Here is a 13,756-nt window from a genome sequence, read left to right as displayed (position 1 = left end):
CATGAAGATATTTTCGCCGATCCGGCTGGTGCTCGCTGTCGCGGCCCTCATGTCGGTTTTCTCCGCACCGGCTTTTGCGCGGGTGGAAATCAACATCAACAAGGGCAATGTCGAGCCGCTGCCCATCGCCATCACCGACTTCATGTCGAGCGACGGCATTGGCGCGCAGGTTTCCGCGGTCATTGCCGCCGACCTGCAGCGTTCCGGTCTTTTCGCGCCGGTCAACAAGAACGCCTTCATCGAAAAGATCAGCAATCCGGATCAGCAGCCGCGTTTCGAAGACTGGAAGGTCATCAACGCTCAGGCGCTCGTGACCGGCCGTGTCACGCGTGAAAGCGATGGCCGCCTGCGCGCCGAATTCCGTCTTTGGGATACGTTCGCCAATCAGCAGATGACCGGCCAGCAATTCTTTACCCAGCCGGAAAACTGGCGCCGTGTGGCCCATATCATCGCGGACGCCATTTATGAGCGTATTACCGGTGAAAAGGGCTATTTCGACACCCGCGTCGTTTTCGTCTCCGAAAGCGGCCCGAAGACAGCCCGCAAGCGTCAGCTGTCGATCATGGATCAGGACGGTTTCAACGTCCGCAACCTCACCAACTCGAACGACATCGTTCTGACGCCGCGTTTCTCGCCCAACCGTCAGGAAGTCACCTACATGTCCTTCGAAGGCCAGCAGCCGCGCGTTTACCTGCTGCAGCTGGAAACCGGACAGCGTGAAGTCGTCGGTAACTTCCCCGGCATGACCTTCTCGCCGCGCTTCTCGCCGGATGGTCAGAAGGTCATCATGAGCCTTCAGCAGGATGGCAACGCCAATATCTACACCATGGACCTGCGCTCGCGCACCACGACACGCCTGACGAATACGGCGGCGATCGATACCGCGCCTTCCTATTCGCCGGACGGACAGCGCGTCGCCTTTGAAAGCGACCGAGGCGGCCGCCAGCAGATCTATGTGATGAATGCCGATGGTTCCGGCCAGCAGCGCGTTTCCTTCGGCGATGGTTCCTATTCCACGCCGGTCTGGTCGCCGCGCGGCGATCTGATCGCCTTCACCAAGCAGTCGGGTGGCAAGTTCTCGATCGGCGTGATGAAGACCGACGGTTCGGGCGAGCGCATCCTGACCAGCGGTTTCCACAATGAAGGCCCGACCTGGGCGCCGAACGGCCGCGTGCTGATGTTCTTCCGTCAGAACGCCGGTGCGGGTGGTCCGCAGCTCTATTCGATCGACCTGACGGGCTATAACGAACAGCTCATCAAGACGCCGACATTTGCTTCGGATCCGGCATGGTCGCCGCTTCTGGACTGATATGGACTGCCATGGCGGCGCCGGCTTGAACCGGCGCCGTTGTGTTTTACTTGATACCATGGGGAAGTGCGCCTCTTTCTTGCCGCAAAGTGTTGTGAGGGAGCAAAAAAGTGGGACATTTCCTTTCTGTTAACCATAAGCGTTTGCCGGCTATTAACCGCGATCCGTTAGTGTCCGGCAACGTTATTGAAATCCTAAGGAGAGACCGGCGATGAGCCGTACACACATTTCGGCACTCAGCCCCATGCAGAAACTGGCCCGTAACCCGGCTGTCATCGCCATGACGCTCGCGCTTGCTCTCGCAGGCTGCGCGAACAAGAAGAACATGCCGAACAGCGCCGGTGAACTCGGCCTCGGTGGCGCGGGCTCCGCAACGCCGGGCTCCCAGCAGGACTTCACGGTCAATGTCGGCGACCGTATCTTCTTCGACACCGACTCCACCTCGATCCGCGCCGACGCCCAGCAGACCCTGCAGCGCCAGGCCCAGTGGCTGGCCCGTTACCCGAACTACGCCATCACCGTTGAAGGCCATGCCGACGAACGCGGTACGCGTGAATACAACCTGGCTCTCGGCGCCCGTCGTGCGGCTGCAACCCGCGACTTCCTGGCTTCCCAGGGCGTGCCGGCAAACCGCATGAAGACGATCTCCTACGGCAAGGAAAAGCCGGTCGCGGTTTGCGACGACATTTCCTGCTGGTCGCAGAACCGCCGCGCCGTGACGGTTCTCGGTGGCGCGGGCATGTGATTGCCTGACGTTATTGTGAACGTGAATGAGAGGCGGTCTTCGGGCCGCCTTTTGTTTTTTTCATAGTTTGGCCGAAGTTAAGTTGCTTTTTCGGTTGATATGGAAAAAATCCGGCTTGCGCCATTCCGGTGCAAATCAGTTAAGGCAGGACGAATGAGATGAAGAAACTTGTCGTGGCGGGAATGCTGGGGCTTGCAGCCTGCACCGGCTTGAGCGGCATCGCCGTTTCGGGTCCGCTGTTCGGTGCGGGGGGTAGCTTCGGCACGATCAACTCTCAGCAGCCCCCGATTGTACGGGTTCAGGCCAATGAAGCCTATAAGGTTCAGCAGCTTGAAGAGCAGATCCGGCAGCTCAACGGCCGTATCGAAGAAATGAGCTTCCAGCTTCTGCAGATGCAGGAAACGATCCGCAAGGCGCAGGAAGACAACGAGTTCCGCTTCCAGGAACTGGAAAGCGGCGGTGGCAAGGGTGCAAGCCCGACCGCTGCACCGAAAAAGAAGGCGGAAGCCAGTCCGGTCAATCCGGCCTCACCGCCGACCGACGACGTTGCAACGATCATCGAAACGCCACCCGAGGGTGGCGCTTCCGTTTCTCCGCCTGCGTCCTCCAGCGCCCCGACGGGCGCGCCGGGAGAAACGACGCTTGGCTCCATCGAGCTTGATTCCAAGGGCATGCCGGTTGGCGGCACGCTGAACCAGGGCGCCAACAATTCCTCCGGCAGCCTTCCGGGCGTCACCACCGGTAACGGCACCCGCAAGACCGATCCGGTCAATACGGCGGCTCTGACCAGCGAAGGCGATATCTATCAGGCCGCTTATGGCCATGTGCTTTCCGGCGACTACAAACTGGCGGAACAGGGTTTCCAGCAGTATCTGCAGGGTTATCCCAAGGGCACGAAGGCCGCGGATGCGAGCTTCTGGCTGGGTGAGGCGCAATATTCCCAGGGCAAGTTCAATGAGGCGGCGAAGACCTTCCTGAACGGCCATCAGGCCTATGGCAAATCTCCGAAGGCCCCTGAAATGCTGATGAAGCTCGGCATGTCTCTTGCAGCGCTCGACAACACCGAAACCGCCTGCGCCACGCTGCGCGAGGTGCCGAAGCGTTATCCCAATGCCTCGAAGACCGTATTGAGCAAGGTTGCCAGCGAGCAGAAACGGCTGAGCTGCTGATTTTCCCCTGCGATGGCGGGTATTTCCATGCCGGTTGATGCCCGCATTCTGAACGAAAAGATTGTTGCGCCGCTCGAAGCGGCGAGGTCTTTTGTCAAAAATCTCCACGTACCCGCCCATATCCTAGTCGCAATCTCCGGAGGCAGTGATTCCACCGGTCTGTTGCTGGCATTGCACGAGGCAATGGCGGAGATGGATCGGGATGGCTTGCGCCTTTCCGCCGTCACGGTCGACCATGCGCTGAGAGCGGAATCCGCCGATGAGGCGCGCAAGGTGGCGATGCTCTGCGCTGAACTAGGCATCCCACACGTCACCCGCCGATGGGACGGCGCCAAACCGGCCTCCGGCCTCTCCGAAGCTTCCCGACTTGCCCGCTACCGTCTGATTGCCGACGTCGCCCGCGAGACCGGCGCTGATCTTGTTGTGACGGGACATACCGTCGGCGACCAACGCGAAACCGTTGCGATGCGTGCCGCCCGCAGCGGCGGCTCTGACAATCTCGGTCTCTCCGGCATGGCGGATGCGGTCTTATACGATAGTCGCCACTGGATCATGCGGCCGTTCCTGATGTGTGAGAGGCAGGAGATCCGCGACTATGTGTCTTCCCGCTCGCGCGGCTGGTTTGACGATCCGAGCAATGAGAACATCCGATATGAGAGGGTGCGTATACGGCAGGCGCTTCCCGTTTCCCCCGCTCGGATCGATGCGGAAACCTCTCTCAAAAGGCAGGCGCTTTCCGAAACAACGGCCGCTTTCCTGCGCGATCATACGCGGGTCTTCCATGCCGCTCTTGCCAGATTGGCCGACGATGGCGTCACACCCGATCGTCCCGAGTTCCGGCATGGGCTGGCGGCGCTGATCGTCACCCTTGGCGGAAGGGCATATTTTCCGGGGGCAAGCAGCATGGAGCGCGTTTTGCGGTTTCTCAAAACGGCTGAAAACGGGCGACTGACGGTCGGTCGCGTCCTGCTCGATCGCCGGCGGGACGGGCTTTATATGTTCCGCGAGCAGCGAAACCTGCCGGAGCTTCATATTGGCGCAAATGACCAAGGACTGTGGGACGATCGGTTCCTCGTGAAGAACGCATCGGCTTTTCCACTCCATGTCAAAGCGCGCAGAGCCGGCGATGCTGCGGAAGCGGCCGCGCTTTTTCCGTCAGTACCGGCCGGGGTGGCGAAACAGGCGATGGCGGGTCTGCCGCAAATTGCCGCCGCGGCGGATGGGCCGGTTTTGCTGAAGGAGGCCGTCACCGTTACGCCGAGGCTCGCACCTTTCGATCTTTTCCTGCCGCGTTTCGACCTTGAGTTGGCGAATGCAATCGCCAATTTATTCGGACGGGCGGCCTATCCACAGCCCCCGGTTTAAATCCGGCCTCTTTTTCGTGAATTGCCATGGAATAGTTTTTACACCAAAACGCATCAGATAATGCGCTTTGCCTTGGCAACGGCATATGTCGTCCTTATGTTAGGGGCACGTAAGAGCGGGCAGCAGATATGCCCGTGTGAGTTCGGGGAGTTCGATGAACCCAAATTTCAGAAATTTCGCCTTGTGGGCCGTGATTGCCCTCTTGCTGATCGCGTTGTTCAGCATGTTCCAGACGTCGCCGACGCAAACGGGTTCGCGGGAAATCCCGTATTCCCAGTTTCTTCGCGATGTGGATTCCGGGCGAGTTCGCGACGTGACCGTCACCGGTAACCGGGTTCTCGGAACCTACACCGAAAACGGCACGGCCTTTCAGACCTATTCCCCCGTTATCGACGACAGCCTGATGGAGCGCTTGCAGAGCAAGAACGTCACCATCGTGGCGCGTCCCGAAAGCGACGGTTCCTCCGGTTTCCTGAGCTATCTCGGCACCCTTCTGCCGATGTTCCTCATCCTTGGCGTCTGGCTGTTCTTCATGCGGCAGATGCAGGGCGGCTCGCGCGGCGCGATGGGCTTTGGCAAGTCCAAGGCCAAGCTCCTGACGGAAGCCCATGGCCGCGTGACGTTTGACGACGTCGCGGGCGTGGACGAAGCCAAGCAGGATCTTGAGGAAATCGTCGAGTTCCTGCGCGATCCGCAGAAATTCCAGCGCCTCGGCGGTAAAATTCCGCGCGGCGTGCTGCTCGTCGGCCCGCCCGGCACGGGTAAGACCCTTCTGGCGCGTTCCGTCGCCGGTGAAGCCAATGTGCCGTTCTTCACCATTTCCGGTTCGGATTTCGTGGAAATGTTCGTCGGCGTCGGCGCAAGCCGCGTGCGTGACATGTTCGAGCAGGCCAAGAAGAATGCGCCCTGCATCATCTTCATCGACGAAATCGACGCCGTCGGCCGCCATCGTGGCGCCGGTCTCGGCGGCGGTAACGATGAACGCGAACAGACGCTGAACCAGCTGCTGGTCGAGATGGACGGTTTCGAGGCGAATGAAGGCATCATCCTCATCGCCGCCACCAACCGTCCTGATGTTCTTGACCCCGCACTTCTGCGTCCCGGCCGTTTCGACCGTCAGGTCGTCGTGCCGAACCCTGACATTGTCGGCCGCGAGCGCATTCTCAAGGTGCATATCCGCAACGTGCCGCTGGCGCCGAATGTCGACCTCAAGGTTCTGGCCCGCGGCACACCCGGCTTTTCGGGCGCGGATCTGATGAACCTCGTCAACGAAGCAGCCCTGATGGCCGCCCGCCGCAACAAGCGCGTGGTCACCATGCAGGAATTCGAAGACGCCAAGGACAAGATCATGATGGGTGCGGAACGCCGCTCCTCCGCCATGACCGAGGCCGAAAAGAAGCTGACCGCCTATCACGAAGCGGGTCATGCCATCACCGCGCTGAAGGTTGCCGTGGCCGATCCGTTGCACAAGGCGACGATCATTCCGCGCGGCCGTGCGCTCGGCATGGTCATGCAGCTGCCGGAAGGCGACCGTTATTCCATGAGCTACAAGTGGATGGTGTCGCGTCTCGTCATCATGATGGGTGGCCGCGTTGCCGAGGAACTGACCTTCGGCAAGGAAAACATCACCTCCGGCGCGTCCTCGGATATCGAGCAGGCCACCAAGCTTGCCCGTGCCATGGTCACGCAATGGGGCTTCTCCGATGCGCTCGGTCAGGTCTCCTATGGTGAAAACCAGCAGGAAGTCTTCCTCGGCCATTCCGTCTCGCAGTCGAAGAATGTCTCCGAAGCGACGGCCCAGACGATCGACACCGAAGTTCGCCGCCTGATCGATGAGGCCTATGCCGAGGCTCGCCGCATCCTGACGGAAAACCACGATGGTTTCGTTGCGATTGCAGAGGGTCTGCTTGAATACGAAACCCTGACGGGCGACGAGATCAAGGCCCTGCTGAAGGGCGAAAAGCCCGCCCGCGATCTGGGCGACGATTCTCCGGGCAGCCGTGGTTCTGCTGTTCCGAAGGCAGGCACCAAGAAGGACGGCCCGAGCGAAGCAAAGGGTGATGGCGAGGCGGAAGGCGGCATGGAGCCGCAGCCGCACTGATCGCCCGCGCAAGCTGAAAATTGTAAAAGGCCATCCGGGCTTCCGGGTGGCCTTTTCATTTTGGTAACAAGATATAAGCCATTTTTGCGCTAATTTACGTGCTGTTTATCGTGGTTTGTGGCATCTAGCCAAAAACGCTTCCGGCTGTTTTCAGCTTTTGCCGGAATGCCCGAGAGATTTGGAGTTCAAATGGCACGCCGTTATTTCGGAACCGATGGTATCCGCGGACAATCGAACGTCTTTCCCATGACGCCTGATCTGGCGATGCGTGTGGGCATTGCGGTCGGGACGATCTTCCGCCGTGGCCATCATCGCCATCGTGTGGTGATCGGCAAGGATACGCGCCTTTCGGGCTACATGCTGGAAAACGCGCTGGTCGCCGGTTTCACCGCGGCCGGCCTCGATGTCTTCCTGCTCGGCCCCATTCCGACGCCCGCCGTCGCCATGCTGACCCGCTCGCTGCGCGCCGATATCGGCGTGATGATATCGGCCTCGCACAATCCCTTCTCCGATAATGGCATCAAGCTTTTCGGACCGGATGGTTACAAGCTCTCCGACGAGCTGGAACTGGAGATCGAGGATCTTCTCGACAAGGATATCTATGCGCAGCTGGCCAAGCCGAGCGAGATCGGCCGCGCCAAGCGCGTGGATGGCGACATCTACCGTTATATCGAATTCGTCAAACGCACCCTGCCGCGCGATGTGACGCTGAGCGGATTGCGGATCGCCATCGATTGCGCCAATGGCGCTGCCTACAAGGTGGCTCCCGCGGCACTCTGGGAACTCGGTGCGGAAGTCGTCACCATCGGCAATGAGCCGAACGGCATCAATATCAATCTCGAATGCGGCTCCACCCACCCGGAAGCGCTGCAGAAGAAGGTGCATGAAGTGCGGGCCGATATCGGCATCGCGCTCGATGGCGATGCGGACCGCGTCATCATCGTCGACGAGCGCGGCGAGATCGTTGATGGCGACCAGTTGATGGCCGTTATCGCCGATAGCTGGGCCGCTGACAACACGCTGCGCGGCGGCGGCATCGTTGCGACCGTCATGTCCAATCTCGGCCTGGAACGTTTCCTCGGTGACAAGGGCCTTACCCTTGCCCGCACCAAGGTCGGCGACCGTTATGTCGTCGAGCATATGCGCAATCACAATTTCAATGTCGGCGGAGAGCAGTCCGGCCATATCGTGCTGTCGGATTACGGCACCACAGGCGATGGTCTCGTTGCGGCCTTGCAGGTTCTCGCCAAGGTCAAGCGCTCCGGTCTTACGGTCAGCGAAGTCTGCCGCAAGTTCGAGCCGGTGCCGCAGCTTTTGAAGAACGTCCGTATCTCCGGTGGCAAGCCGCTGGAAAATCCTGTCGTGCAGCAGGCGATCGCGGATGCGGAAAGTGCCCTGGCCAATAATGGCCGCCTCGTCATTCGCCCTTCGGGTACGGAGCCGCTGATCCGCGTCATGGCGGAAGGCGACGATAGCGCGAAGGTGGAGCAGATCGTCAACGATCTCGTCGGTGTTATTGCCAATGCCCGCTCGGCCGCATAAGCCGCAGCGTCAGTAACGCCTAAAAAAGCCGGCTTTCCAGCCGGCTTTTTCTTTGAGTATTTCCTAATAAATATAGTGAATGATCGTGGTTAATCGGGACTTAACCATTTTACGTCAATCTCCATGACTGAACAGTTCACTGGCATCTGCTGCCGAAACCGCACGTGCCTCTTCTGGAGTGGAAGTCATGAAAAACGCCCTGGCCGGATTTCTGGCCGTCCTGCTGACCGGTACCAGCGCTATCGCTGCCGATCTTTATCAAGCCGAGCCCGCACCCGCCTATGTCGAGGCCCCCGAAGTCGCGATCACCCAGGCAAGCGGCTGGTATCTGCGCGGCGATGTCGGTTATTCCTTCAACAAGCTGCGCGGCGCTCATTATTATCAGGGCGGCCCCGGCGGCTATCTCGCGGATTTCGAAACCGCGAAGATCAAGGACAGCTATGTCATCGGTGCCGGTGTCGGTTATCAGTTCAACAACTATTTCCGTAGCGATGTGACCTTCGACTACATGGGCAAGTCGGATTTCCGTGGTTCGACGAGAGGCGAATGTGGCTCTGTTTTGGGTCCATGTGTTTCGACGGACCTTAGCTCGCTGCGTGCCTACACGCTGATGGCGAACGCCTATGTTGATCTTGGCACCTATGGCCGTGTCACACCTTATGTTGGTGGTGGTATCGGCGGCTCCTATGTCAAGTGGGACAAGCTGCGCAATACCTCGTGCAGCACCAATGGCCTTGGCTGCGACCCGACCACCGAACACGGCGGGAAGGGCAAGTGGCGCTTCGCCTACGCTCTGATGGCCGGCGCATCCATCGACGTCACCTGTAACCTGAAGGCCGACATCGGCTATCGTTTCCGCCACATCAACAAGGGCGACATGTTCGCTTATGAGAATGGCGGCGGTCCGGGCCGTGACAAGGGTCTCTATTCGCATGAAGTGCGCGTCGGTGGCCGTTATGTCTTCAACGGCTGCGATACCGCACAATATATGCCGCCCGCCGATATTCCGCTGCAGCCTGCCGTTTATAAATAAACGTCACGCCCAGCTGGTAGTTTCAAACCGTCCGCATCCTCCGGGTGCGGGCGGTTTTGTTTTACCGGCACCTGACGCGGCGCATGACGCATATGGACCAAAATTCTTCTGCGTAGCGACATATTCCGCTTGACTGGGATCGGCGACAGGAATAGCAACGGCGTCAGGACACCTCTCCCTAACGAGAGGCGCCTATCTGAAAGGGTAGTTAAATGACAGATATAGTGAAGCCGGACGTCCGTCCGGGCAATACGCATTTTTCTTCTGGTCCCTGCTCGAAGCGTCCCGGTTGGTCGCTAGATGCTCTCTCCGATGCGCCGCTCGGTCGCTCGCATCGCGCCAAGGTTGGCAAAGCCAAGCTGAAGCAGGCCATCGATCTCACCCGTGAAATTCTAAACGTTCCCGCCGACTATCGCATCGGTATCGTTCCCGCATCCGACACCGGCGCCGTTGAAATGGCGCTCTGGTCGCTGCTCGGTGAACGCGGCGTCGATATGCTCGCCTGGGAAAGCTTCGGTGCCGGTTGGGTCACCGACGTCGTCAAGCAGCTGAAACTGAAGGACGTCCGCAAGTTCGAGGCCGATTACGGCCTGCTGCCGAACCTTGCCGAAGTCGATTTCGACCGCGACGTGGTTTTCACCTGGAACGGCACGACTTCTGGCGTTCGCGTTCCCAATGCCGATTTTATCCCTGCCGACCGCAAGGGCCTGACCATCTGCGACGCCACCTCGGCGGCGTTTGCGCAGGACATGGACTTTGCAAAACTCGACGTCGTTACCTTCTCCTGGCAGAAGGTTCTGGGCGGTGAGGGCGGCCATGGCGTCATCATCCTGTCGCCGCGCGCCGTCGAGCGCCTGCTGAGCTATTCGCCGGCATGGCCGTTGCCGAAAATCTTCCGCATGGTCTCCGGCGGTAAGCTGATCGAAGGTATCTTCACCGGCGAAACCATCAATACGCCGTCCATGCTCTGCGTTGAAGATTACATCGATGCGCTGTTGTGGGCGAAGAACCTCGGTGGCCTCAAGGCGCTGATCGGCCGTGCCGATGCCAATGCCAAGGTCATCTACGACTTCATCGAGAAGAATGACTGGATCGCCAATCTGGCCGTCAAGCCGGAAACCCGTTCCAACACGTCCGTCTGCCTGAAGATCGTCGATCCCGAGGTGCAGGCGCTGGATGCCGCCGCGCAGGCGGATTTCGCCAAGGGTGTCGTCGCCCTGCTCGAAAAGGAAAATGTCGCCCTCGATATCGGCGCTTACCGTGACGCACCGTCCGGTCTGCGTATCTGGGCCGGCGCCACCATTGAGACGGCCGATATGGAAGCCGTCATGCCCTGGCTCGCCTGGGCCTACCAGACGCAGAAGGCAGCGCTTTCCAAGGCTGCCGCCTGATTTTGATACCGGCCCTGCGCAGATGCAGGGCCGCATATTCCCCGCTTTCAAAACTGCACCGCTTTTCAAGGAGCCCGTGAACCATGGCACCTCGCGTACTCGTATCCGACGAACTGTCGGAAACCGCCGTCCAGATCTTCCGCGATCGTGGCGTCGAAGTCGATTTCCAGCCGAAGCTCGGCAAGGACAAGGACAAGCTTGCCGAAATCATCGGCAATTACGATGGTCTCGCCATCCGTTCCGCCACCAAGGCGACCGAAAAGCTGATCGAGGCTGCGACCAACCTCAAGGTCATCGGCCGCGCCGGCATCGGCGTCGACAATGTCGATATTCCGGCTGCCTCGCGCCGCGGTATCATCGTCATGAACACGCCGTTCGGTAACTCCATCACCACTGCCGAACATGCTATTGCGCTGATGTTCGCCGTCGCCCGCCAGCTTCCGGCCGCCGACAGCTCCACGCAGGCCGGCAAGTGGGAAAAGTCGAAATTCATGGGTGTCGAAATCACCGGCAAGACGCTCGGCGTCATCGGCGCCGGCAACATCGGCTCCATCGTCTGCTCGCGTGCGCTCGGCCTCAAGATGCATGTTCTGGCCTATGACCCCTTCCTGTCGCCGGAGCGTGCGCAGGAAATGGGCGTGACCAAGGTTGAGCTGGACGAGTTGCTGGCCCAGGCCGATTTCATCACCCTGCACGTGCCGATGACCGACAAGACCCGCGGCATCCTGAACGCTGAAAACCTCGCCAAGACCAAGAAGGGCGTGCGTATCGTCAACTGCGCCCGTGGCGGGCTGGTGGATGAGGCAGCCCTTGCCGAAGCCATCAAGTCCGGCCATGTCGCCGGTGCCGGTTTCGACGTGTTCGAAGTCGAGCCCGCCACCGAGAGCCCGCTTTTCGGCCTGCCTAACGTCGTCTGCACGCCACATCTCGGTGCTTCGACCACGGAAGCGCAGGAGAACGTTGCCCTGCAGGTTGCCGAACAGATGTCGGATTACCTCGTCAAGGGTGCCGTTTCCAACGCCATCAACATGCCGTCGATCACCGCGGAAGAAGCACCGCGCCTGAAGCCTTTCATTCGCCTGGCGGATGTTCTCGGCTCCTTCGTCGGTCAGGTGCAGGAAAGCGCCACCAAGGAAATCGAAATCCTTTATGATGGCGCAACCGCCAACATGAATACCAAGGCGCTGACCAGCGCGTTGCTGGCCGGCCTCATCCGCAGCCAGGTTGCGGATGTGAACATGGTTTCCGCCCCGGTCATGATCAAGGAAAAGGGCATCATCCTTTCCGAAGTCAAGCGCGACAAGACCGGCGTTTATGACGGCTACATCAAGCTGACGGTCAAGACGGAAAACCAGATCCGCTCGGTTGCCGGCACGGTGTTCTCGGATGGCAAGCCGCGCTTCATCCAGATCAAGAACATCAACATGGATGCCGATGTCGGATCGCACATGATCTACATCACCAATACCGACGTTCCCGGCATGATCGGCTTCATGGGCACCACGCTCGGCGAGGCTGGCGTCAACATCGCCAACTTCCAGCTCGGCCGTGAAAAGGAAGGCGGCGACGCCATCGCGCTGCTTTATGTCGATGGCCCGGTTTCCGAAACCGTGCTCGACAAGCTGCGCGCCAACCCGGCGATCCGCCAGGTCAAGCCGCTGACGTTTAACGTCGACTGATCTTGTCGTTCCTCCCAAGGGGACAATAAGGCCCGGTGCAGGGGAAACCCTGTGCCGGGTTTTCTGGTTTTCCGGCCGCCAGATTGGTAACGTAACAAGCCGATATCGCGCTTTGGTTGCATATCACAAAAAATTTAAGCCGGGTGCTCTAAAAATGATGATCATGAGTTGCTATATCGCCTGCTGACATGCCGCTCATGGGAGGGCGGCCAACAGGAGATAGTGATGTTTGCTGCCTTTCGGCGCTTCAAGGGTTTGTTCGCAGTCGCCGCGCTGGGTATCGCGGTGTCTTTCGTGGCGGTTGATATGGCAGAGGCGCGCCGCGCGAGCGGCGGTTTCGGCAGCCGCGGCACGCGGACCTATTCCGCTCCGCCCTCGACCAGCACGGCGCCCGGCCAGACCGCGCCGATCAACCGCAGCATGACGCCCAACACCAACCCGGCGACGCCCAATGCTGCTCAGCCGGCCCGTCCCGGCGCGCAGGCACCACAGCAAAATCGTGGCCTGTTTGGCGGCATGATGGGTGGTTTGATGGGCGGCCTGTTGATGGGCGGTCTGTTCGGCATGCTTCTGGGCGGCGGCTTTGGCGGCATGGCCGGTTTCTTCGGCATGCTGCTGCAGGTGGCGCTGATCGGCTTGCTGGTCATGCTTGCCATGCGTTTCTTCGCTTCGCGCCGTCAGGGCCAGCCCGCTTATGGCTCGGCCGGCGGATCGCAGCGCACGGATCATTCCAGCCCCTCCTATAATGGCGGTTCGCAGGCGGGTTCTGCCGCATCCTCGTTCAAGATTCCGAAGATCGGCGCACTTGCCGGTGCTGCGGGTGGTGCGGCGGCCGCTTCTGCCGCAGCGGCAAAGCCGACGCCCCATGCCAATGCCATGTCGGAAGGCGATGAAATCGGCATTACCCAGGGCGACCTCGAAACCTTCCAGAAAATGCTGGAAGACGTGCAGGCTGCTTATGCCGCCGAGGATTACGGCACATTGCGCAAGCTGACGACGCCGGAAGCCATGTCCTATCTGGCCGAGGAACTGAGCGACAACGCAACCAGCGGCGTGAAAAACGACGTGCGCGACGTGACGCTGCTGCAGGGTGACGTTGCTGAAGCATGGCACGAAGAGGGCCAGGATTATGCAACGGTCGCCATGCGCTACTCCGCCATCGACGTGATGCGTGACCGCACCTCCGGCAAGGTGATCGAGGGTGACGAACAGCATCCGTCCGAAGCGGTGGAAATGTGGACCTTCGTCCGCCGCCCCGGAAACGACAATTGGCAGGTCGCCGCCATCCAGGCTGCTGCCTGACGAATCGGATCGACTTTAACAGATAAAGGCCCGGCGGTTTTGCTACCGCCGGGCCTTTGTTCGTCTCGCTGCGTGAAGCGTGGTCACGCCGACGCTCGATCGGCCAAAGGCACGGCGAGG

General features: G+C 60.1%; 10 protein-coding genes. All 10 read left to right on the top strand.

What is annotated here, in order from left to right; genetic code table 11:
- The first annotated feature begins 1 nt into the window (after position 1).
- The 10 genes from tolB (at position 2) to AC5YUO_RS18140 (ending at position 13,636) form a co-directional block, all read left to right on the top strand.
- The gene (gene tolB, locus AC5YUO_RS18185) at positions 2 to 1,309 is read left to right on the top strand and encodes a Tol-Pal system beta propeller repeat protein TolB (protein WP_400813768.1); all 1,308 of its coding nucleotides are present in this window, start codon (positions 2 to 4) and stop codon (positions 1,307 to 1,309) included.
- Between the two features lie 211 nt (positions 1,310 to 1,520).
- Complete coding sequence (gene pal, locus AC5YUO_RS18180) at positions 1,521 to 2,054, top strand: peptidoglycan-associated lipoprotein Pal (RefSeq protein ID WP_003506243.1); 534 nt, start codon at positions 1,521 to 1,523, stop codon at positions 2,052 to 2,054.
- 158 nt (positions 2,055 to 2,212) lie between these two features.
- A complete protein-coding gene (gene ybgF, locus AC5YUO_RS18175; RefSeq protein ID WP_496156236.1) occupies positions 2,213 to 3,223 on the top strand; it encodes a tol-pal system protein YbgF in 1,011 nt (336 codons plus the stop codon).
- Positions 3,224 to 3,250: 27 nt separating this feature from the next.
- Positions 3,251 to 4,588 carry a tRNA lysidine(34) synthetase TilS gene (gene tilS, locus AC5YUO_RS18170; RefSeq protein WP_496156235.1) on the top strand — a complete coding sequence of 446 codons (1,338 nt, stop codon included), beginning with the start codon at positions 3,251 to 3,253 and terminating at the stop codon, positions 4,586 to 4,588.
- A gap of 154 nt (positions 4,589 to 4,742) precedes the next feature.
- Positions 4,743 to 6,689, top strand: coding sequence for an ATP-dependent zinc metalloprotease FtsH (gene ftsH / locus AC5YUO_RS18165; RefSeq protein ID WP_400813778.1), 1,947 nt, complete (start codon positions 4,743 to 4,745; stop codon positions 6,687 to 6,689).
- A 189-nt stretch (positions 6,690 to 6,878) separates the two neighbouring features.
- Positions 6,879 to 8,231 carry a phosphoglucosamine mutase gene (gene glmM / locus AC5YUO_RS18160; RefSeq protein WP_003523248.1) on the top strand — a complete coding sequence of 451 codons (1,353 nt, stop codon included), beginning with the start codon at positions 6,879 to 6,881 and terminating at the stop codon, positions 8,229 to 8,231.
- Between the two features lie 187 nt (positions 8,232 to 8,418).
- Positions 8,419 to 9,264, top strand: coding sequence for an outer membrane beta-barrel protein (locus AC5YUO_RS18155; protein ID WP_496156234.1), 846 nt, complete (start codon positions 8,419 to 8,421; stop codon positions 9,262 to 9,264).
- A 212-nt stretch (positions 9,265 to 9,476) separates the two neighbouring features.
- Positions 9,477 to 10,655, top strand: coding sequence for a phosphoserine transaminase (locus AC5YUO_RS18150; RefSeq protein WP_496156233.1), 1,179 nt, complete (start codon positions 9,477 to 9,479; stop codon positions 10,653 to 10,655).
- Between the two features lie 83 nt (positions 10,656 to 10,738).
- Positions 10,739 to 12,334 carry a phosphoglycerate dehydrogenase gene (gene serA / locus AC5YUO_RS18145; protein ID WP_269346694.1) on the top strand — a complete coding sequence of 532 codons (1,596 nt, stop codon included), beginning with the start codon at positions 10,739 to 10,741 and terminating at the stop codon, positions 12,332 to 12,334.
- Positions 12,335 to 12,559: 225 nt separating this feature from the next.
- Positions 12,560 to 13,636, top strand: coding sequence for a Tim44 domain-containing protein (locus tag AC5YUO_RS18140; protein WP_496156232.1), 1,077 nt, complete (start codon positions 12,560 to 12,562; stop codon positions 13,634 to 13,636).
- The last annotated feature ends 120 nt before the right edge of the window (positions 13,637 to 13,756 follow it).

The sequence above is a fragment of the Agrobacterium sp. LEGMi-208b genome (assembly GCF_059511785.1).
Note: the sequence above shows the minus strand (reverse complement) of the source record. Positions and strands in the feature narration are given on the sequence as shown.